Genomic DNA, 21,425 nt, shown 5'->3' on the forward strand with positions numbered 1-21,425 from the left:
GAGGAAGCCACCTCCTTACCTTCGGAGGTGGCTTCCATTGTTAGCAGCAAGGGCAGCAAACCGGCTGTGTCTTCTTTTGCCGGTGAAGCGGATGAAGCACGCGCAGGAGCATATTTATTTGCTTATCGGAAGCCTTCTTCCGTTGTTCGCGATTCACGTAGAATCGTTCCAACTGTTTCATCTTTCCAGTGACCATCATCTCTGCGACATAAGCTTGTTCCATGCCTCTACCTCCTTCTTAGCAGCAGCTTGCCGTTTTTTTCGGTTGTTCCGGGCAGCAGCTCGGTTCGCAGCAATCGTTCGGTTGAACGTCCTTCTCGCAGCAATCATCGGTACAGCAAGCATCCTTGGTTTTCAAATCGCTCATCTTTTTCGTCCTCCTCATGTTTTCTCATCCGTTAAGACGATGGACTTTCGGAAAGGATGCAGAAATAAAAGCAACTCCGTAACATTTTATCGGCAACTTTGGCACCCGCAATGTCCCGACCTTCTCTCATAGTCAATGACATTGCCTAGTCGGTCCCGTACCAGATAACAGCATTCGAGCAGCTTTTCCTTTACTTTCTCGCGTCCCCGCTGCACCCGAGATTTTGCGCCGGAAATGGAAATCCCCAGTCTTTGGGCAAGTTCCTTTTGGGTCATCTGTTCGAACTCCGTCAGGAGAATAGCCTCTCTGTACTTTTCGTCGAGATCCTGCACAATACATCTGATCCAGCGGCTCACTACATGATTCAGGTTGCCGTCTTGTTGCATTTCTTCTACAACGTCCCCCATCCCATGGTCCGATGTCTCGAGCTCCAGCTTCTTGGCATTCCGCCGGTAATAGTCCGTTATTGCATTCCGCGTAATTCGAAACACCCAACTCTGCAGCTTCCTCTCGTCCGCTAAGCGATGGATGGAATGATGTATTTTCTGAAAAACTTCCTGCAATAGGTCTTCCGCATCATAAGCATTTCGAACGCGGCTTCGAATGAACTTCAGTAATATCTCATGATATTCGGTCCATATGTCTTGCGTCGTCATCCGTCGAACCTCCAAAGAACGGCTTCATCGTCTGAATACATGATATTATAAATAGTTGCATTTGACAACTATTGTTTTATATAAACAAATCGGAAACCTCCCGACAGTCTACGAAAAAAGCTCCCCCCCGCGCAGCCGATGCTGCGAAAGGAGAAGCCCTTTACGGAAAAGAGAGTGTTCGACATATTTTAGAAGCTTTCGATTTCCGACAACCCGACGTTGCTTCCCGCTCCGCCAGTCACCTCAAATTTGACCCACTTGACGGTTTTACGATCAAATATGATTTCTTTAACGGTTCCATCCTCCGGGATCCCGGTGACCGGTATGCTGCTGCCGTCGCTGAAGCGAAGCACGCCGGACAGCGCGTTGTCCGCCAAATTGATCCGGTCGTACAACCGTATGCGGTCGATCGTTACAAGTTCGTTCCAATTCAATTGAATCCAGGGGGTCGCTTCGCCGCTCGACGCCCACTCCCCGTTATCGTGGTATCCGACCACGCCGTCGGCCGCTCTCGCCGAACCGTAGTGATCGTTGTATTGCGAGGATGCCGTGATCGTCGCCTCCCTGGCGCGGTTGGCGGCCTCGACCATTCGAAGCTCCGACAATCCGACGTGGGTCCCGCTTCCCTCGGTTACCTGAAACTTCATCCAGGAAACCGCCTTGCTCGGAAACGTTACTGCCTTGCCCGCCCCATCGTTCGGGATGTCCGACACGTCGATAACCGATCCGTCGCTGAACGTGAACGTCCCGCCGCTTGCGTGATCCTGCAGGTTGACCCGGTCGTAAATAACGACTTCGTTGATGAGCTTCAGACCCGGCCAATCCAGGCGGATCCACGGGAGTCCCTCCCCGTTCGACGCCCATTCACCGCGGCCGTGAACGCCGATCACGCCGTCCGCCGCCTTGGCCGCGCCATAGTCCTCGTTAAATTCCGACGAGGCGGTTACGAGTTCGCCCGTATTCCCTCCTTCCCGGAACGCTTCGATTTCGGAGAGCCCCACATTGGCGCCGGAACCGCCGGTGACTTGCACCTTCAACCAGCGTACCGTCTTCGGATCGAAGCTGACCTCTTTGAACGCCCCATCCGCAGGAATGCCCACGACCGGAATCTGGGTACCGTCGCTGAAATAGACGGACGCAGTCACGGAATTGTCGTACAAGTTTTGCCGGTCGTACAACTTGATCGAACGGATGGTTACGTCCGACTCCCAATCCAGTCGAATCCATGGATTCAGTTCGCCGTTCGACGCCCATTCGCCGGCTCCATGCACGCCGGTCACCCCATCGATCGTCTTTGCGGCTCCATATTCCGGGCTAAATTCGGAAGATGCGGTCGCAACGGCAAGCGGAGCGATGTTGCTTCCCGATATTTCAAGCGGGAACGTGGCGACGGATGCGGCATTGCCAGGCGCGGATTCGTTGCCGAGTACGTCATATGCCGTGACCGCATAAGTATACGTCCGTCCTCCTTGGAGACCGGTGTCCAAGTAACTCGTGAAATTCGCTTTCAGATCAGCGATCGGTTCGCCGTTCCGATAAATTTTGTAACCTTGCAGATGTACATTATCTGAGGAAGGGACCCAGGACAACGATATTCTCGAATGACTTTGCGCGAACGCCTGCAGCGCTTCGGGAACCGAAGGCGCCTCTGTATCCGTAATGACGCCTTCCGACGCCTCAGCGGCATCCGAGTAACCGCCTTTCGCTCCGCTCTTGACCGCGCGCACCCTGTAATAATAGTCGTGCTCCATCTCGGAGACGACCTGTTCATCGAAGTATCCGTTCGTCGTCACCGAGGCGACATAATGGCCCGGACCGGGGACGAAGTCGGCGCTCGTGCCCCGGAACACCTCGTAATGCGACAATCGTTCATCGGCGACATCGTTCCAGGTCACATGCGTCCCGACTGCATTCGACACCGCGGATGCGCCTTGCACCTGTTCCGGCGGCTGTCCGTGAAGAATGCGGATCGTCACCCAGTCGTGACCTTGGATCTCGAACGTGACGAACCGCCCTTCCGCAAGGTCAAGCGGCCCGATATCGTTCTCCACCATATCGGTTCGAATCGCATGGGAAGGGGCGAATGCGTTCAGATCGACGGTCACGGTCGTGTCTTCGCCTAACGTTTCGTTGAAACGTAGAATGACCCCCTCCCCGTTCGCCTCCGCCAGCTTCGCGGTCGTAAGGACGACGTTGTCCCGATCGATCGGGATAAATTGCCCCTCGGACGTACGGAGGGATCCTTCCGGCTGCGCTTCCTTGATCATGACGCCGCGCAGCGCAAGGTTGGCCTGCATGCCGAATCGATCCGCGCGCCCCGACTCCCAATCCCCTCCCTCGTGAGAAGCGATCGAATAGCGGAAGGTCACCGGCCCCGGCTGCGTCTTCTGGAAATTGACGTGCCACTTGTTGTTGAAGACGAAGCTATAGATCCACGGTTTCTCCGTATTGTAATCCCAAGGTCCGAGCGCAGACCTTCTCTCGCCGTACTGCACGATCGGGTTGGAAATCGGCGAGAAGGTGATGCCGTACCCCTCCTGATCGGATGCGTCGATCCAGCGATTGACCGTGTAATACGCCGTGCTGGAAGACAAAAACTGCTCGTTCTCCGGATGGGTAATATCCGTCCGCACATAAGGCCTCATGTCCCCGCTCGGCATTTCATGGCGAAGCATAAAGTTCGGCATGCGAAGCGGGAACGTAAAGAACCCTTCTTCGTCCTGCGTCGCGTACGACGGCGCGTCCTCCTTCACGACGTCGTTCACGATATCGATACGAGGCAAATCCTCGTACAGGATCACCTGACGTCGCATATCCCTCACGCCGACGGAAGCGCCGTCCGCGGTCATCGTACCGAGCACGGGACCGATTTCGCCGGTCAACTCCGCCTTCGGCACCGTATGCTCGGTGTATACATCGTGGCTCATCTTCTTCGTCGTGAAATAGACGAACTCATTCAATTGATACGGGGATGCGGGATCCACCATTTCCCGATTGCCGTTCTGCTTATCGAGAATGCTGGAAATCGCCCCCGTTTCGTCGAACGTGATTTTGTAAAATCGGTTCTCCAACGTATCGGCGGTCGCAACGATGCTGCTTGCGAACGACGGCTCGCTCGCGCTCTCTTCGATCGCGAACGTCTTGTACCCGAGTCCCGGCACGCCGGAAGCGACGAAGACAATCGAACCGTCGTCCGTCTTCTGGTACTTCACCGGCTGTCCCGTTTCTTGATCAATGAGCTGGAATCGGTCCGGGAAGCCGTCGCCGGGCATGGCGACCACATCCGATCGTTCCCAGCTAAGCGCGTTATAGACGGCAATGGATTTTCGCGTAGCAGCGATCTGGGTGCTAATCAACTCTAGAGACCGATCCAATACGCGATTCGCCAACGTATCGCTCGCGATCGCGGTATTCCGCTTCCACCTCCATTGATCGTCCGGCTGCGGAATTTCATTCCCCCATGTATGTTCGTCGTACAAAATCATGTTTCGATAGGCGTCGGCCAGCTCCCGATACGGGTACTTCGCGCCATCCACGAGGGCGTTCGCCAGCGTTGCGTAGAGCTCGGCGGCCGGCAGCTTGTCATGGTTTTGTTTATTCAACGCGGTCTCGTAAGCGGTAGAGGAGACGCCGTAGTTCCACCAATCCTCCATCGTACCTTTGAAAACGGGAATCTCGTCGCTGTATCGCTCCGACACATAGGAGAAGAAATCGTCGACCGTCGAACTTATAATTTGCGGGAAAACGTAATTTCGGCCTTGCGCATCCGTCTTCGCATTCAGGAACGCGATATTGTCTTTCACGGCCGCCGTAATCCCTTGATTATCGTAAGGCGTCGTGAAGTCCGCAATGATCGCATCGTACGGGTAATCGCCCCTATGGTAGCTCATCAGGCGTTCTGTAATTTTCCTATCGGGAACGTTCGGATCCGAATTTCGGAAATCGAATGCGTCGGTGGCATAATGACCGTAGTTGTACGTTAAGATCCGGTTGTCCGGGTTCTGACCCTCATAGTAAAACAACTCGGGATAGGGCTCGAGCGGGTAAGGATTTTGCCGCAGCATCGCATAGCGAACGCCCGACGCGACGAAGGCGTCGATCGCCGCCCATGACATGCCCGGACTATCGGTCATATACAACACCTTGTTGGAGGAGACGCCCAGCTTGTCTTGCAGATGCCTCTCCGAATAGTACTGCATGCGGGCAAGCTCTTCCGTACCGAGCCCCCCGTACACGGAATGCACATAGTTGGACGGATAGGTCAGCGTTCCTTCTCGCAATCTTGCTTTCGCCGTCTCGATCCAGTCGGCATCCTTCGCGCTCCATGCCGAATCGTGAAGCATATAAGACGCTTCGATCGGGTATGTAAACCGATCGTTCGGCTCTCGCCCCTCCGTTTCTTCAATATACCCTAGCGCATCGTCGAGGTACCCCGGCCAGACATCCTCCAAGAGCTCTTCCTGACCGTGGGTATACCCGATGTCTAGATGCATATCGTGCGCGACGTACACTTTCCAATGTCGAACTTTCCTCTGTTCGACCGTAAGCGAGGCGATCGGCGCTCCTTGACCTTGCCTATTAAAATACAGCTCGAACGTGACCTCGTCGCCGTCGCGCTCCAGCTCAACGACATAGACGCTTACTTCGTTCCTTCCTTCGGTAAGCGCCGGGATCTCTTGCATGTAAGGCGCCTTGCCTTCCACCGTAATTTTCACCCAAGCATCGGCTTTCGCGCCATTCCCCTTCTCGATGAAGAGCTTCGTCTCCGACTTCAGGACGCCGCCGTCGTCGACGATCCATGGGGTTTGGACGACGTCGACGATGGAGACTTTCGATGCGAACGCTTTCGGCGGAGACAAGGGAAGCATCGAGAAGACTACTAGAAGCGGTAGTACGAAACGGATTTTTTCGACCATACATAAATAACCTCCTTCGATTCTGCAACCTACCCTACCGTTGCAATCTATCATTCATGGTAAGTAGCCGAACGTTGGAGGTAAATCTCAATATTTTGCGATATACATCAGATTTCTACGATAGGGATCGTAACGCGGACCCGAGTCCAGCATCCGGGCTCGCTTGCGACCGTGATGCCGTACTCGTTCCCGTACTGAATGCGAATCCGCTCCTGAACGTTGCGAAGACCGTACCCTCTCGACTGCTTGACCAGTACTTCGTCGACGACGTCGGGCGGGATCCCCGGCCCGTTATCCTCGACAACGAAGACAAGCGTATTCCGATTCTCGCCCACTTGTCCGCTGATTCGCAGCGCCCCCCTGCCGGATCGCTTCTGATCGATGCCGTGTTCGATCGCATTTTCCACGAGCGGCTGCAGGACGAGCTTAATCATGCGCCGCTCGGCGATCCCCTCGTCGACCTCGTATACGACATCGAAATTGTAATCGTGCATAATCAATTGCATCTCGAGATAGGACTTCGTGTTCAGCAATTCTTCTCTGACGAGGATATGGTCCTTGCCCTGATTCAGCGTCGTACGATAGAACGTGGACAGAATCCCGGCCACCCGGCTGATCTCCTCCGCCCCGACGTCGATGGCCTTCCAATTGATGACGGATAAAGAATTATAGAGAAAATGGGGATTAATTTGAGCTTGGAGCGCCCTCAGCTCGGCCTCTCGTTGGGTAATCTTGCTTTTGTAACCTTCCTCGATCAACAGGTTGATGCTCGCCAGCATCTTGCCGAAGCGGGACTCCAGCTCTCCGATCTCGTCGCCCGCATGAACCTTCAAATTAATCGTCAGCGTGCCTTCCTCGACCAACTGCATCTTATGGTTAAGGCGCTGAATTCTCCGTACGAATACGCGGGAGAAAATCCAGATGATCAGCAATAACACGGCGACGCTGATCCCTTCGATAATCATAGTCGCCCGAATGATCCTCCATGGACTGATCGTCAACGCCTCGGCGGGCACGATCATGGACAAGGACCACTTCGACTCCCTCAGCTCGCGATGCAGCCAGAGGTATCCCGGAAGCTCCCCGCCACCTCCTTGAAGCCGCTGATCGACCAGCTCGGCCGCGTCGAACGTCGCGCCCGAGTCCGGCTGCGTCGCGTATACGACCTTCCCTTGGGGATCGGTAATGACCGCAACGGCTTCCTTGAGATCGGAGAGATCCAAGGAGTTGGACAGAAAGCTCGGAACCAGTTCGACATAGACTAGGTTCTTTTTCTCGTAATTCACGTCCCCGAAGATGCGCCTGACGCCGAACACCTTGCCGCCCTCGACATACCAGTGCGTGTCGAGCGTCTGCATGGCGTCTTTATACCACGCCTCATGCTCCACGGTAGCGATCGGCATGATCGAATTCATGCGCTGGGTCAAGTTATTTTCGGTGTAAATAATGATCCGCTGGATGTCGCTGTTGAGGAATGTCGCGGTATTGATCAGCGGGTCGACGGTTTCCTGCAGATCGACGTACATCGCATAGTAGCTGGTGTATTCCACGTTGAAAATATGGGAGAAATTCGGGTTATAACTGATCAATTCGATCGCCGAATTAAAGCGTTGCAGTTTGTAGCTCAGGTTATCGTCGATTTTCCTTAGATTATCTTGCAATACGATATGAGCCTGCTCCAGCTGAACCTTCTTGGACTGTTGATAGGAATAGACGCCCAGAATCGTGAGCGGAATTAAGACCACGGCCAGATAAGAAACGAACAGTTTATGCCTCAGCTTCATCGAATGAATCCAGTTCGCAAGCAAACGCCTTTCCGCCTTTCCTGTCGCATTCCGACCTTAACCAATTCCCCTCGCAGCGTCGAATTCCTTCATTTTCTTTATTCCTTCACCGCGCCGAGAACGATGCCGCTCACGAAGTATTTCTGCAGGAACGGATAGATGAGCAGTATCGGCACCATAGACACCATGACCTTGGCGGAATTGAGCAGTTGGCTCGACATATTCGTCAACCGTTTGATTTCTTCGGGGTCCGTCGTATTCATGATCGAGTTGACGCTGATGATGAGCTGCTGAATGTAGGTTTGCAGCGGCCAGTTCTCCTTCGAATTCATCAGAATCATGCCGTCGAAGAAGGCGTTCCAATGCCCGACGATCGAAAACAACGTCACAGTGGCGAGCGCCGGCAACGAGGTCGGGACGAAGATGGCGAAGAGCGTCTTCCAGGGTCCCGCTCCGTCCATATTCGCCGCTTCCTCCAGCTCTTTCGGAATGCCCCGGAAGAAATTCATGAGCAGGATGACGTTAAACACGGGAACGGCGGTCGGCAGCACGAGCGCCCAGAGCGTATTGAGCAAGCCCATCGAGTAGATCGTCATATACCAAGGAATCAAACCGCCGTTGAACAGCATACAGAAAATGACAAACCACATATACACGTTCCGGCCGGGGAACAGCTTGGCGGACTTGGACAGCGGATACGCCATAAGGATCGTAATGATAAAGTTGATCGCTCCCCCGAGCAGCACGCGCTGCACCGACACGCCGAAGGAAACGAAGAAGCTGCGGTCTCTGAGTATGGACTCGTACGCGTTCAAGTTGAATTCGACCGGCCAGAAGAACACTTGCCCGGACATAGCCGGAATTTTCCCGCTGAACGAGATCGCCAGCGTATTGAGCATCGGAGCGATGGACAGAAGCGCAATGAGGCTCAATATCAAATAGATCGTCAGATCGACGAAACGGTTCGTTCCACGAATCATAGACATCGTCACTCCCGTCAAAAGATGCGGTAATTAGCGAAGCGGGCGGCAAGGAGGTAAGAGACCGCGATCAAGAGAAAGCTGACGACGGATTTCAGCAAGCCGACGGCCGTAGCCAAGCCGTACTGGATTTCCAGCAGCCCCGCGCGATACACGTACGTATCGATAATATCTCCCGTCTCGTAGACGATTGGGTTATACAAATTCAAGATTTGCTCGAACCCTGCGTTCAACACGTTCCCCAGCCCGAGCGTCGCGAGCAGGATGACCGTCGGCAGCAACCCGGGAATCGTAATATAGAGCAGGCGTTGGAATCGGCTCGCTCCGTCGATCGCGGCCGCTTCGTATAAATTCGTGTTAATCGAGGTCAGCGCGGCGATATAGATGATCGTGTTGAAGCCGAATTCCTTCCATACGTCGCTGGCGACGAGCACGACCCGAAACCAGACGTTGCTCTGCAGGAAGAGAATCGGGTCTCCGCCGAAAAATTTCACGACTTGGTTGACGACGCCTTCCAAGCTGAGCAGATTGATCAAAATGCCGGAGAGAATGACCCACGACATAAAATGAGGCAAATAGACGATCGTCTGCACGATCCGCTTAAACTTCGTGCTGACGACTTCATGAAGCAGCAAGGCGAAGAGGAACGGAGCGGCCATGCCGAAGACGATCTTCAGCGAAGCGATCACCAGCGTATTGACGAATATCGATCGGCTGTCCGGCAAGGCGAACATGTATTCGAAGTTCTCCCAGCCGATCCACTCCGAACGGAAGATACCGAGCGTCGGCTGAAAATCTTGAAACGCGATGACGATGCCGAACATCGGAATGACGCTGAAAGCGATCAACAGCAAGATGCCGGGCATCAACATGATGTGGTAGTTCCGGATAAAGGTCTGGTTTCTCATTGCATCGCCACCCATGCGTAAGTTTGTTTCAAGAAGAAGGAAGGGGCCGCCACGCGTGCGGGCAGCCCCTGACGATTACCGATTGTTGACGATTTCCGCGATCTCTTCGGCGACATCGTCCCCGCCGATGGATTTCCAGGTAGAGACGAACTTATCGAACTCGTCTAGCGGAGAAGTGCCGGAAATAATTTTCAGGAACGTCTCCTTCTCGAGCTTCTCCAGGTTTGCGCCTCGCTTGAGCATCGTCTCGGTATTGCCGTAGAAGATCGGCTCGATCCGATTCATTTCCTTGGCGCCGGTGACCGCGGCGGCGGTATAGAACGCCAACGAATCCGCGTACGCGACCATATCCTGCTTCGGATTCTCGTGATTTTTCAAGATCGCCTCCACGCGAGGCATAATACGCGCCGGCAGACCGGTCGTGTCTTTGTCTTTCAGCACTTTGTCGTAGATCGGGATATCGCGGGCCAGCGCATCCTGGAAGTCAAGCTGCAGGTTCAGCGGGTAGTTCAGCCAGCCTACGCCTTGTCCTTTGTACAGCTCTTGGGCCGCGGGATCGATCAATCGGATGCCTTCGTATTCCACGTTCAGCACTTTCAGGACCGCTTCCGGGTTCTTCGCGCCTTTCTTTACGACCATGAAAGAACCGGATGGGACGGACGGAACGAAGTTGCGCTTGCCCGCATCGTCGAGCGGTACGGCCACCGGCACCCAGTCGGCTTCCGGATTCGCCTTGACCGCGTCGGACATCGCCCAGCCGGCGAACCACGGCGCGAAGAGGATGCCTGCGCGACCGCTCGATACGAGACCGGCGTTGTCTTCCCACTTCCGCGTCAGGAATTCCATGTCGATCAGACCGTCGGCATACATCTGGCGCAGCACGCCGAGCGCTTCCTTGGTCTCCGGCGTCGTGGAGCCGTAGACGATGTTGCCTTGGTCATCCTTGAACCAGCTCTTCGGATACGAATGGTATGCGTTGAAGATCGGGTCGAACGTGAAGAATCCGCCGTCGCCGACGATGCTCGGATCCCCGAGCAGACCGACGGTATCCTTCGAGCCGTTACCGTCAGGGTCTTGCTCGACGAACGCTTGGATAATGCCCTTCACATCGTCTACCGTCTTCGGCAGCTGAAGATTCAGCTTGTTCAGCCAGTCTTGGCGAATCCACAGCAGCTGGAAGTTCCCGTCGATATTCGTATTCGGGAGCGCATACAGCTTTCCGTCGATTCTTCCGGTGTTGAGCGCGCGGTCCCCGGAATACGAATCGTAGTACTCCTTAATCAACGGCGATGCGTAGTTCTCGTACACTTCGGTGAGATCCGCCAGCATATCGGCTTTCGCCAGCTGATGGAACTGCTGCTCGTTGACGACCATGACGTCGGGAATGCTGTTGCTGGCGATCGCGAGCGTAACCTTCTGATTGTACGCGTCCAGATCCTCGACGGAGAATTCGTACTTGATGTCGACGTTGAGCCGCTCCTCGACGTAGCGGAGGTACTCGTTATCCTCCAGCGTGTCCCCGTCGGGCAAGTTGTTGCCGGATACGCCTTGCCGTCCCAACGTAATCGTGACGGTGTCCTCGTACGCGGCGAACGGTCCGTCTTCGACGGCGGCTTCGTTCGATTCGGCAGCCGGCTGCTGCGCATTGTCCGTCGTCTCAGTCGCCGTCTCCGGCGTCTCTGTCGTCGCACCGGACGATGAACCGTTGTTCGCGCCGCTGCAAGCCGTCATGCCGAGGAGCGCCGTAGCGCTGAGCAAGACGAGCCATTTTTTTCTATTCATGCCCCAACCTCCAATGATTGAACTTGGTAATGAGTTCATCATACCAGTCCAATGGAAACGCCTTCTATCTCACATATTTTCGATTTCAATCGTTTTTTTACGGAGTTTGCTCTCGGAATTTCGCCGGCGTGACGCCGTAATGCTGGCGGAACGACTGAATAAAATAGTTCGAGTTGCGATACCCCAGCTTCTGGCATATATCGACGATCTTCATGTTCGTGTCTCGCAGCAGCGCCACCGCTTTGTCCATGCGGACTTGGGTAATGTACCGAATCAGACTTTGCCCGGTTTCCTTCTTGAAGAGATAGCTTACATAGCTTGGCGTTAAGTACACCTGCTCCGCGATCCCTTCGAGCGAGAGGTCTTGGTCGTAACGCGCCTCGACCATCTGTTTGATCTGCTCGACGATTTTGTTCGCGGATTCGCCTTTGCCCTTGGTGCCGACGTCGGATTCGAGCCTGTCGAACAGGTCGAACAGGAGATCTTTCAAGTCGTGCAGGGACGGCGATCGGGTGATCTTGTCCAAGTACTCGTTAATAACGGTCAGACTATTCTTTTGTTCCTTGACCACTGCTTTAGTCATGATTTCCGAACATATGAATTTGGTGTATAGCGAGGAAAACTGCCCTTTCGTCTTCAAGAACGAAAACAACAGCTCGACCCCGTACTTCGCGCCTCGGATATCGCCATAGTCCAAACATTGGTAAATTTTGTTTTCGATCGACTGCAATTCGACCTCGTCGACGGACGCTTCGGCGAACGGCTCTCCGGCGAACAGAATCGCTTGGTCATTCATAAAAAACTTATATTCCAGCAAGCGCTCCACGCCGCAGTAAGCGTCATGCACGCGTTCCCATCCGTCGGCGGCGGCGCCGACGATAATGCTCACTTGCTGTTCGAAACATTCCGCAGGACTGGAGGCGATCGTCTCAGCTAATGATCGAAGCGTCTCCTTCGGCAACGGAGCGGGGCTGCGGACGAACAGGAGGCTTTGTTTTTCATTCAAGTTCAAGTAATCGAACGGGAGGTCGATCCGTTCGCCGAGCATCGCGAGAAACTCGTCGTTTTGCATGTCGAAGAACGGACGCGGGCAGTCTGCCAGCAGGAGATGGATCCACTCCCGTTCCGGGGCGTCGCCGTCCGGAAGAGCGACCTCGGACGGCTTGATCGGTTTGCTCCCGTTGATCGCGTCCAGCAGCATTTTCTCTCTCTCGTAGGCCATGCCCCGCCGGTAGCCTTCCAGCAGCTGAAGCTCGCGGATTTTGCCGGCCTCCTTCTCGAGGCAAGCATCCGTCGCCCGCCCAATCGCCGCGACGAATTCAGGCACCTGGATCGGCTTCAGCAAGTAATTCGAGACATTGGTGCGCATCGCTCTCCGTGCGTATTCGAATTCGTTGAAGGCGCTATAGATAATAAGTTCTATGTCCGGTTTTTCTTCCCGGATTTTTTCCGACAGTTCCAGACCGTCCATGAACGGCATCTTAATATCCGTGATCACAATATCCACCCGTTGGCTTCGCACGATCTCGAGCGCGGCCTCGCCGTTTTCCGCCGTGATGGGGTCCAGCTCCAGCTGTAACTTGCGGATCAGATTGCGAATGCCTTCCCGTTCGATTCGCTCGTCGTCGACAATCAGTATGCGATACATCGATGCGCTCCTTCCCGCTCGCACAAGCACAAAAAGGGCTTCTCTACAGAGAGAGAATCCGCCCTTCTTATGCTTGCCGAACTATTTGCTTCTGAATGCTACGGTTCCCGCGTTGACGCTGTGGTTGGCGCGTACGGCCTGCTCTACTGTGCGGAACGGCTCGCCCCACTGAAGCGTATAGCGGAATTCGTAGAAACCGCCTAACGTCGCCTTGAAGTTCGTCTCCCAATAGTTGGTCAGCACCCAGGCGTACAACGATTTGCGTTCTTCTTGCGGGGCCTGGCCCTGGACTCTTCGCTCGCCGAATTCCAACGGCCCGGTCTGCATCAGCGGGGTATCCGGCGTCGCGAGAGCCAGTCCGCCGGTCGGCGCAACCAGAGCCAGCCCTTCCTGAATGCAATAGAAGTCAGTCAAGGTGCCCGGGATTTGATCGATTCCAGGTCGGATCGCCGCCCCTGCCTTCTCGAACCACAGCTCGCCGTTGTCCTCCCGGAGGAAAGGCAAGGATACGTACACGTTCTCGGGCTCCCAGACGCTAGTCTTGTGCATTCGGACGGATACGTCGACTCGCGGCTGATCCTTGTACACCTTCAGGAAGAGGGAGTAGTGACTCATCCCTTCCACTTGATACGTAAGCTCCACGATACCATACAATGCGCCGTTCGTAATGGCCTTCACGCCGCAGAGTCGGCCGAAGTCGCGCTGGACGTTCATCCCTTTGCGGTTTCTGCCCATGATTCTTCTGACAGTCGTCTGATCGCCGTGCTCGCCGTTGGTCACTTCGTAGACCGGCGTGAAGGCGCCGCAGACCTGTTCGGAATCGATAAGCTCCTTGCCTGTCCGTTTATCGACCCACGAGACGATCCCCGCTCCGCGCCGCCAAGTGATGCGCACGTCGGCGGATTCGATGCTGTTTTCCGTGATCCTGATCCGATCCGGATCCTGTGCCAGCGGGAGGAGATCCCGAACGTCTTGAATCCGGTCGTTGCCGATCAAGCGCGTGCTGCTGGTGGTGCGTCCCGCTGCGCGAGCCGCGGCGCTGCGGATCGCGTACCGCTTCTCTTCCCGCGCGCCCAGCTTGGCCATAATGGCGATCTGGTAGCCTCGGCTCACCTTCTCCTGCTGGTGGGGGACGACCTCCCCGGTTTGTTCGTCAACGACCTCTAAGCCATTCCGGAAGTAATCCGCTTCCCACTGCTCTTCCAGATAGAAGAAGGCGAGATCTTCCACAGGGTAGTCGAACGAATTGACGACCTTGTACGTGAATGCCCGGTTCGCCCGCAGCAGCGCATCACCTTGGGTACGCAGCACCTTATCCAGCGAGCGGTACGCCAGACGGCTCGCATTGGCGGCGTATGCCTCCTTGCGAACCCCCAATTCCTGCACCATCGGATGCCACGGCTCGGAGATCGAGGAATGATACCCCCAGGTGTGTTCGGCGTACATGATTAATTGCTGCTCGGCTTCCTTCATCTCGTTCGCTTGGACGCTCTTGCCTTCCGGGTCGAGCCGCTTGACGACGGACAGCGTTCGCTGCGCATTGCGGAAAATTTGCGTATGCATCGCCGTCGAGGCTACGCCGTCGGACCACCAATCGGGCCAGTCGCCGCGGTACACCGGGATCTCCACGTCTTGCTGCTTCACGAGGTCGAAATAACGGTTCAGCGTGGTCATCTCGAGCTCGACGCGGTCCCCGTGCTTGGCGTTCCATTCGCGAACGAAGCTCGCGATCCGTCCGTTCGGAGCCGCGTTATCCCGCAGCAGCCCCATGACGTTGACCAATACGAAATCGTACGGATAGCCTTCCTTGTCCAGCTGCTCGAGATAACGCGAGACTCTCGTCTCCGCGAGCTTCCAGTGGTCTTCGGCGATGCCCCAGACCGGCGTCTCGTCCCGGATCGTGTAGGACAACGTGCCGTCCGGATTTAGCCCCAAGTCGTTGCCCATCATATAATGTTCGCCGCTCCATACGAGCAGACGCTTGCCGTTCGGCGCCTCCCAGTAAAACGGGAATTGCTTGCGACCGATGGCGAACATGCCGTGATGGGTATGAATGCAGCTCAGCAAATGCTCGATGCCGGCATCGGCCAACGCCTCTGCGTATCCCCAGCTGTAGCCGTTAATGTCCGCGGTCATCGCCGATCTGACGCGAAGTCCGTAAGGCTCTGCGAATTTCCCGGCTCTCGCGACCATCTCGGCAAGCAGCTCGTATTGGATGAGCTCCGTCATGTTCAAGTACGTGCCTGACAGCTCGATATCGCCTCTGCGCAGGGCGTCGACGAACTTTTCCTTTTCTTCGTCCGTAGCTTCCTCCAGAAACTTCTCGACGGCCCAGAACGTCTCGCAGGTCCACTTGAAGCCCTTCCACTCCGGACGTTCTCCCTTATGCGAGGCTTCGCAGATGTCCACCGCTTGCCTGATGAAGTCGACGTGGTATTGCTCGATCTTTTCCTGTCTTTCCGTGTAACCGATATCGGTGTGAGAGTGATGAATCATATAAATTTTCCACTTTTTTCCGCCGGTTTGCATGGACTCGCTCCCCTAATGTGAGATGTTCACTTCTATACTTTCGACCAGTATATCGTCGGGGGGAATGGATCGGTAGACCACATTTTTTCGATTCGTATCGGTTTTTTTCGTTATTGGACGGCCGTATTGATAAGCCCGTACACGCCAAGAAGCGTACTGGACAACGTATCGCGGCTGACCCGAATTTCGGCATGCAACCCGGCGGGCGCCGCCGCCTCCCGGAAAGCGGGGGCGAACAGATGCGCGCTCTTGGAAATCTGGCCGCCGAGGACGATGCGATCGGGCTGGAAGCGGAGCAGCGAAGGGATCAGGATGTCCGCCATCTGCCGCCCAAATTCCTCGAACAGCCGCTGCGCCTCCTTGTCGCCTCCGTCCGCCAAACCGGCCAGCTCCAGAACGTCCAGACGTTTCGCGTCCAGACCATGCCTGCCGGCCAACTGCAGCACGCCCCTGCGGGAGATATAGTCATCTGCGATCCCTTCCCGGTAAGGAACGGTATAAAGCCAACCTTCAGGCGGCACATCGTCGCGCTGCTTTACCAGTCGTCCGCGATCCAGAAAGCAAGAGCCCAGCCCCGTTCCGATCGTCAAGCAGACGGCGCGATCGGCGCCCTCCGCTGCGCCGCCGGGGCCAGACTCGCCAAGGCCGAACAGCGCCGCGTCGTTCTCGAAGGCGATGCGGAAATGGGGCGCAAGTCTCCCTCTCGTCCGCCCGTCCGAGCGCAGCGCTTCCCCGAGCAGTTGGCCGACCGGCAGCCCGTAGAGCGAGTCGAACTTGCCCAACCCGCGAATATAGCTGACGCCTTCCTCGTAATCGAACGGTCCTGGAAAGGCGACCCCCAGCCCGTCCGCCGCAGCATCCGGCCCGACTTTGGCGAGGATGTCCGCAAAGATGTCTGTAAAACGGGCAATCATCGGCCCGGTCGCCAGATCGGCTTGCGACGCGTAGTGACTGACGGTTGCTTGCGCAATCGCCCCATCGACTATCGCGGCAGCTTTAATCTGCGTTCCTCCGACATCGAAAGCGACGATCAAAGAAGATGTCACGCGCTGCACCCCCTACGCTCGGACATAGGCCTTGATCGTTCCTACCGTTTTGCCTTCGCTCGGTCCGCTCGGTCGAATCGTGTAAGAGGCGACGGAAGCCGGCACAATGAACGTCTCGGCATAATGGACGACGAACGGCTCGAACGATCCGTCCGGGCTCTCGACGGTCGCTTCTTCGCCTTCGATCAGATTTAGCATATGGACGCTGCCGTTCTGCGTGTGAACGACGGGTTCGGAGAACCAATGGCGTTTCGTCTCGATGAACTCGAGCTCGTGCAGTCCCGTCCGCTCTTCCTTCCAGCCCTCGCCTTCTCCGATCGGCTCGATGCGGTTCACGCACTCCGACTCGATCCATGGCGCCGTCCGATCCCAGCGAATGACCTGCTCGCCATGCTCCAGATGCACGGGGCGGGGCTTGCCGTCGAGTCCCAACCGATCCCAGTCCCATAGTTTAAAGGTGAAAATGTACGGCGTGGCGCTGATCTCCAGCACCATACAGCCTGCCGCGGAGCAATGCACCGTTCCGGCGGGAATGAGAAAGTGGTCGTGCTTGGCCGCCGGGTACGTATTGATATACTTTTCCGCCGGGAACGAATATCCGCCTTCCTGCGCCTTGCGCAGATCCGCCATCATCTCCTCGGGAGCGACGTTCTCCTTAAGTCCAAGGTACACTTGCGCCCCCGGAACGGCATCCAGAATGTAGTAGCTCTCATCCTGGGTGTAGGTCATGCCGAATCGGTCGCGAATATACTCCGTCGTCGGATGGACTTGCAGGCTTAGAGGCTGACCGCCGATCGTGTCCAGGAAATCGAACCGGATCGGGAACTCCGCGCCGAAACGCGCGTAGACCTTCTCGCCGAGCAACTCGACCGATCGGAAGAACACCAGATTGATCGCCGGCAACTCGAGGCGAATCGGGCCGTACTGAAAGTATAGGCTGTTCTCCTCCGGCACGCCGTCGAATCCCCAGGCATAGGGATGTTCGCGCTTGGGCAGATCGACCCGCTCTTCCAACCAAGTCCCCCCCCATACGCCTGGATCGAAATAGGGAACCAGCCGGAACGGCCGCCTCGACGCCTGGGCCAACCCTTCGAACAGCGCCTGACGGGTGACCATCTTGGGCGAATCCTTAGCGTTCGTATCCAGATAGTAGTCGATTCCGCCGAGCCGCTTCTTCTTCAGCCGGTCCGCCATGCGCCATTCGAAGAAGAAGCCCCGCTTGTACAAGCGCAGGATATCGTCCTCCTGACGTCCCGCGCGCCAGTTGCCGATTTCTTTCGAGCGGAAGCGCTGCTGGATCTCCCAACGCGCCAGATCGGCATAGAGGAACAAGTCACCCCGAGCGATCAGCGAAGCGCCGAACCCGATGACGAGCACGATGCCTTCCCCCGCCGCATCGATCCGGCTTCGCAAGACGTCGATCCGCTCCGGATCATAGAACTCTTCGATCTGGAACGGCGCCATATAACCGAAGACGCGGTCATCCGTCAGATAACGTTCGACTTTGCTATCCACTTCATCGGGAGCCAGCGCCGCTTCCTCGGCTTGAACGATCGTTACCGGTTCGAGCGACTGTCGGCATCCCGCTATGATTTCCTCCTGCCGAACGCCGGGGTAACATTCTAGAACGACCACGGTTTTTCTCTTCCCCAGACGCTTGACCGCGGCGGCGAGCTCGCGACCGATCGCTTCGTACCCCTCCCAGGCCTCATCTTCCCGTCCTCGAATGGCGACAATGGGTTCTTTATCATAGCGAGATGACATGATAACAGTGCAACTCCTTTGTGTTGGTTTATCATAAGATAACATAAACTAACACAAATAAACATAGTCATCATCAATATTTACCACCAATGATTCGGAAACAGACGCCGCAGCCTCTAAACGATGTGGAGCTCCGCGCCGCTCTCCTCAATGCGTTCCCGATCTCCTTGTTGTAAGCCGCTATCCGTTACGAAAACATGGATGTCCGCCAAGGTCGCAACCGGCGAGAAGTAGCGCTTGCCGATTTTGGAGGAGTCGAGCAGCATCACGACCTTATTCGCGGAGCGGATCATCATTTTTTTGACTTGCGTATCCATTAGATTCGGATCTGTAAAACCCGCTTCCGGCGAATAGCCGAGCGCGGACAAGAACAGCGTATCGGCATGAAAGCGCGAGAAGAATTCCTCCGCCACCGGGCCGACGAACGTGCCGGATACGTCCCTGAACATGCCCCCGCAACAAATCATCTGTCGCCTGTCGGTTGCGTAGGGACGGAACCAATTCAGCGTATCGATTCCGTTCGTGAGCAGCGTTAGCTGCTCCAGATGGCACAGCCGCTCCGCCATGCGCGACACCGTCGTACCGTTCTCCAACACGATGGTATCCCCGCTATGCACAAACATCTGCGCAGCATACGCGGCCAACCGTTCCTTGACGTCCCGATTGATGGCCTGCTTGACAGTAATTTCCGGCTCGTCCAGGACGATTCCCTGCGTTTGTTCTTGGTAGACTGCCCCGCCGTGGGAACGACGTATCCGATGTTCTTGCTCCAGCGCGTTCAAATCGCGTCGAATGGTCATCTCCGAGACACCGAAACGATCGCTCAGCTCTTTTAATGTAGCAGCGCCTTTGTCGGCCAGATAGGCTAACAACGCTTGTTTTCTTTGTAAGGGTAGCATAACGGCACCTCGTCTTTTCTCCCATTCTAACACAAATGAACATCATCCAGCTGTAAGAAAGACCCTTCCGAAGAAGGGCCATTCGTGTTTACCATAGGTTCCTAATGGATGGGGGGTCGCCGTTGGATTCCCCGACGCTGCCATCTAGGCTCCCCAACCTAATGAAAGCGTAAATACGCCTATCACAGCCATCACATCCATTGCATAATGAACGATCATGATCGGAAGAAGCCTCCGGATTCTCACAAAAATGAAAGCCACGGTTAACGCTAGCGGGATCATTGATACAAAATGCCACAACATAAAACGAAAATCCATTAGGGTAACCGGCAAGGTGACATGCTGGAACGCTAGAAAGGAGGCACATAAAAACACAGCGATTCTCGTTGATCTCATAGCCTTTTCTATCTTTGGAAAACTATAACCCATATACGTTGGAAGCTCCGCCAATGCATTCGTTAACGGAAAGAAGATCAATGCCAGAATCGCTGCCCATACAGGTAAAGACTGAATCATCGTATCCGGCGGTTGTAAAGTTCCATTTATGAGAAAGCCAAAGCCACTAAATCCAATCCCGCCCGCAATTCCCCCCGCGAGGAAAATCCACCACACCTGCTTGATATCCCGCCATAATTTCGTGCGGTCAAAATGAATTCGTTCTAAATACGTCGTACCGTCTCTCCTAGCTAGAAGACTTAATAGCATGAAACCGGTAAGATTGGTCGCTACGGCATAAAATGGCCACCATGCGACCGATTCTTCCCAAGACAAAGCAAATATGAATATCGCTAACAGTTGCATCGAGCCAAATAAGACTGTTCTAGATAATAACATGATAAACGGGAAAACCAGGCTCTTCCCCATGAAATTCCCCTTCCTTCCGATCCAGTTTCCCTTGCATGACTCATCTTACGTGATGGAGCTCAGGCGCAAACCGCAAACTTTTAGCGTCGTACCGCAAAAATTGGGGGTACGTCCGCAATTGTCTTGCAGCTAGTCCATTGGAACATCACTTATCCAATCTCTTCTCCAGTTCCGCCAACACCTTTTCTAGCAACTGAGTTTCTTCCGTCATCGCCGAAAGTTTTTCACTTTTCAACACGCAAGAATGTTTTATGTCCGTTACATGCGTAAAACCCGAGCGGAACTATTTCAAGATCGCTCGGGTTTCTTTTCTATACTGGTTCTGAACGGCTGCCCTGGTGGACGGTGTCGCCCCTTTCCGAACGACAACGACGTCCTTCCCGTTATGCGTCTCTTTCCAGGCATAGTTGTGGTGATTATGAACTTCAAGATCCGCCTGCGTCCCCAGAATGGACAGCACTTGCCCAATGACATAGTCCCGGCCCGCGTAGGCGTAGCGACCAGCCAGCTTCATCGCTCGGTAATACATATCTCCAAGCACGCTGCTCAGCTCCAGCAGGGTCGGCGTTTGGTCCATCTTCTCGCCCGGAGCATTCGCGAGAAACTCTCGACCGGCTGCCAAGTTCAGAAACCGCTTGCCGTCTTATGCCCGAATCCCCTGCTTCCAAAATGATTCGCTTCCGCTATGCAATCGGCCACCCCCGGATCCACATTGAAATCGCCGCCACTAGTAATGCCATTGCGAAACAACGTCGCATGGATTACCCGATCATGAAAGGAGACGCGCAAGAGTCGTCCCGGCGTCTCGTCGTCAATTAACACATCTTCCCCTGAAAAGCCTCTATAAGTCGCCTCCGCCGCTTAACCGACGCCGACCAAAGCCGCCTTGATCGCCGAGTTGACCGACGCCCTCGAGCCCCTCCTCGATCAGCTCCAGCACTCGCTCGCGTCCGACGAGGCTCTCGAGCAGCTGCAGCGCCCGCAGATCCTGCATCGCTTCTTGCAGAACTTCCAGCCGGATCGACTCGACCGGTCCCTCTTCGCCCGGGTACACCAGGAACGCGTCCCCGGACGGGAAGCTGCTGCCGCATCCGTCACGCGATACGGGTCGATCGCCCGAAGCGAATATTGCGTATTCCAGAAGTTATAGCCCCAATGCAAAAATCCGGCCACTCGAAACTTGTAAAGCTGAACGCCGAGGATGCGGTTGCGGGCGGAAGGCATAATCGCCCGTTATTTCAAGAAGCAAGGGAAAGAAATGTAATTTGCGAATTATGCACAC

Annotated in this window: 14 protein-coding genes and 2 pseudogenes; all 16 read right to left on the bottom strand. The window is 55.4% G+C overall.

What is annotated here, in order from left to right:
* Window positions 1-40: 40 nt before the first annotated feature.
* Window positions 41-223 carry a hypothetical protein gene (locus RIN49_RS08790; protein WP_309119792.1) on the bottom strand — a complete coding sequence of 61 codons (183 nt, stop codon included), beginning with the start codon at window positions 221-223 and terminating at the stop codon, window positions 41-43.
* 15 nt (window positions 224-238) lie between these two features.
* Entirely contained in the window at window positions 239-367 is a 129-nt protein-coding gene (locus RIN49_RS08795; protein WP_309119793.1) for a hypothetical protein, read from the bottom strand.
* 86 nt (window positions 368-453) lie between these two features.
* Window positions 454-1,023 carry an RNA polymerase sigma factor SigZ gene (sigZ, locus tag RIN49_RS08800; protein ID WP_309119794.1) on the bottom strand — a complete coding sequence of 190 codons (570 nt, stop codon included), beginning with the start codon at window positions 1,021-1,023 and terminating at the stop codon, window positions 454-456.
* A 188-nt stretch (window positions 1,024-1,211) separates the two neighbouring features.
* Window positions 1,212-5,939, bottom strand: coding sequence for a DUF7402 domain-containing protein (locus tag RIN49_RS08805; RefSeq protein WP_309119795.1), 4,728 nt, complete (start codon window positions 5,937-5,939; stop codon window positions 1,212-1,214).
* A 107-nt stretch (window positions 5,940-6,046) separates the two neighbouring features.
* Window positions 6,047-7,747, bottom strand: coding sequence for a sensor histidine kinase (locus RIN49_RS08810; RefSeq protein WP_309119796.1), 1,701 nt, complete (start codon window positions 7,745-7,747; stop codon window positions 6,047-6,049).
* Between the two features lie 74 nt (window positions 7,748-7,821).
* Complete coding sequence (locus RIN49_RS08815; RefSeq protein WP_309119797.1) at window positions 7,822-8,703, bottom strand: carbohydrate ABC transporter permease; 882 nt, start codon at window positions 8,701-8,703, stop codon at window positions 7,822-7,824.
* Window positions 8,704-8,720: 17 nt separating this feature from the next.
* Window positions 8,721-9,611, bottom strand: a complete 891-nt coding sequence (locus RIN49_RS08820) for an ABC transporter permease (RefSeq protein ID WP_309119798.1) — start codon at window positions 9,609-9,611, stop codon at window positions 8,721-8,723.
* A 75-nt stretch (window positions 9,612-9,686) separates the two neighbouring features.
* Window positions 9,687-11,393, bottom strand: a complete 1,707-nt coding sequence (locus tag RIN49_RS08825; RefSeq protein WP_309119799.1) for an extracellular solute-binding protein — start codon at window positions 11,391-11,393, stop codon at window positions 9,687-9,689.
* A 97-nt stretch (window positions 11,394-11,490) separates the two neighbouring features.
* Entirely contained in the window at window positions 11,491-13,041 is a 1,551-nt protein-coding gene (locus RIN49_RS08830) for a response regulator transcription factor (protein WP_309119800.1), read from the bottom strand.
* Window positions 13,042-13,122: 81 nt separating this feature from the next.
* The gene (locus tag RIN49_RS08835; protein ID WP_309119801.1) at window positions 13,123-15,570 is read right to left on the bottom strand and encodes a glycoside hydrolase family 38 N-terminal domain-containing protein; all 2,448 of its coding nucleotides are present in this window, start codon (window positions 15,568-15,570) and stop codon (window positions 13,123-13,125) included.
* 110 nt (window positions 15,571-15,680) lie between these two features.
* The gene (locus RIN49_RS08840; RefSeq protein ID WP_309119802.1) at window positions 15,681-16,616 is read right to left on the bottom strand and encodes an ROK family protein; all 936 of its coding nucleotides are present in this window, start codon (window positions 16,614-16,616) and stop codon (window positions 15,681-15,683) included.
* 12 nt (window positions 16,617-16,628) lie between these two features.
* Window positions 16,629-18,380 (bottom strand): class I mannose-6-phosphate isomerase, encoded by a 1,752-nt coding sequence (locus tag RIN49_RS08845; protein ID WP_309119803.1) that lies wholly within the window; start codon window positions 18,378-18,380, stop codon window positions 16,629-16,631.
* A gap of 116 nt (window positions 18,381-18,496) precedes the next feature.
* Window positions 18,497-19,312 (bottom strand): DeoR/GlpR family DNA-binding transcription regulator, encoded by an 816-nt coding sequence (locus RIN49_RS08850; protein WP_309119804.1) that lies wholly within the window; start codon window positions 19,310-19,312, stop codon window positions 18,497-18,499.
* A 111-nt stretch (window positions 19,313-19,423) separates the two neighbouring features.
* Window positions 19,424-20,143 carry a CPBP family glutamic-type intramembrane protease gene (locus RIN49_RS08855; RefSeq protein WP_309119805.1) on the bottom strand — a complete coding sequence of 240 codons (720 nt, stop codon included), beginning with the start codon at window positions 20,141-20,143 and terminating at the stop codon, window positions 19,424-19,426.
* Between the two features lie 340 nt (window positions 20,144-20,483).
* A pseudogene (locus RIN49_RS08860) lies at window positions 20,484-20,821 on the bottom strand (RtcB family protein); the annotation flags it as partial.
* Between the two features lie 232 nt (window positions 20,822-21,053).
* A pseudogene (locus tag RIN49_RS08865) lies at window positions 21,054-21,367 on the bottom strand (DUF4091 domain-containing protein); the annotation flags it as partial.
* Window positions 21,368-21,425 lie beyond the last annotated feature (58 nt).

Source organism: Paenibacillus sp. (assembly GCF_031177825.1).
In the GTDB taxonomy this organism is placed as follows: domain Bacteria; phylum Bacillota; class Bacilli; order Paenibacillales; family YIM-B00363; genus Paenibacillus_AE.

Excerpts from the sequence above, each read along its gene's own strand:
- RIN49_RS08790 (WP_309119792.1), bottom strand. The coding sequence starts at position 223 with ATGGAACAAGCTTATGTCGCAGAGATGATGGTCACTGGAAAGATGAAA.
- RIN49_RS08795 (WP_309119793.1), bottom strand. The coding sequence starts at position 367 with ATGAGCGATTTGAAAACCAAGGATGCTTGCTGTACCGATGATTGCTGC.
- sigZ (WP_309119794.1), bottom strand. The coding sequence starts at position 1,023 with ATGACGACGCAAGACATATGGACCGAATATCATGAGATATTACTGAAG.
- RIN49_RS08805 (WP_309119795.1), bottom strand. The coding sequence starts at position 5,939 with ATGGTCGAAAAAATCCGTTTCGTACTACCGCTTCTAGTAGTCTTCTCG.
- RIN49_RS08815 (WP_309119797.1), bottom strand. The coding sequence starts at position 8,703 with ATGATTCGTGGAACGAACCGTTTCGTCGATCTGACGATCTATTTGATA.
- RIN49_RS08820 (WP_309119798.1), bottom strand. The coding sequence starts at position 9,611 with ATGAGAAACCAGACCTTTATCCGGAACTACCACATCATGTTGATGCCC.
- RIN49_RS08825 (WP_309119799.1), bottom strand. The coding sequence starts at position 11,393 with ATGAATAGAAAAAAATGGCTCGTCTTGCTCAGCGCTACGGCGCTCCTC.
- RIN49_RS08830 (WP_309119800.1), bottom strand. The coding sequence starts at position 13,041 with ATGTATCGCATACTGATTGTCGACGACGAGCGAATCGAACGGGAAGGC.
- RIN49_RS08835 (WP_309119801.1), bottom strand. The coding sequence starts at position 15,570 with ATGCAAACCGGCGGAAAAAAGTGGAAAATTTATATGATTCATCACTCT.
- RIN49_RS08845 (WP_309119803.1), bottom strand. The coding sequence starts at position 18,380 with ATGTCATCTCGCTATGATAAAGAACCCATTGTCGCCATTCGAGGACGG.
- RIN49_RS08855 (WP_309119805.1), bottom strand. The coding sequence starts at position 20,143 with ATGGGGAAGAGCCTGGTTTTCCCGTTTATCATGTTATTATCTAGAACA.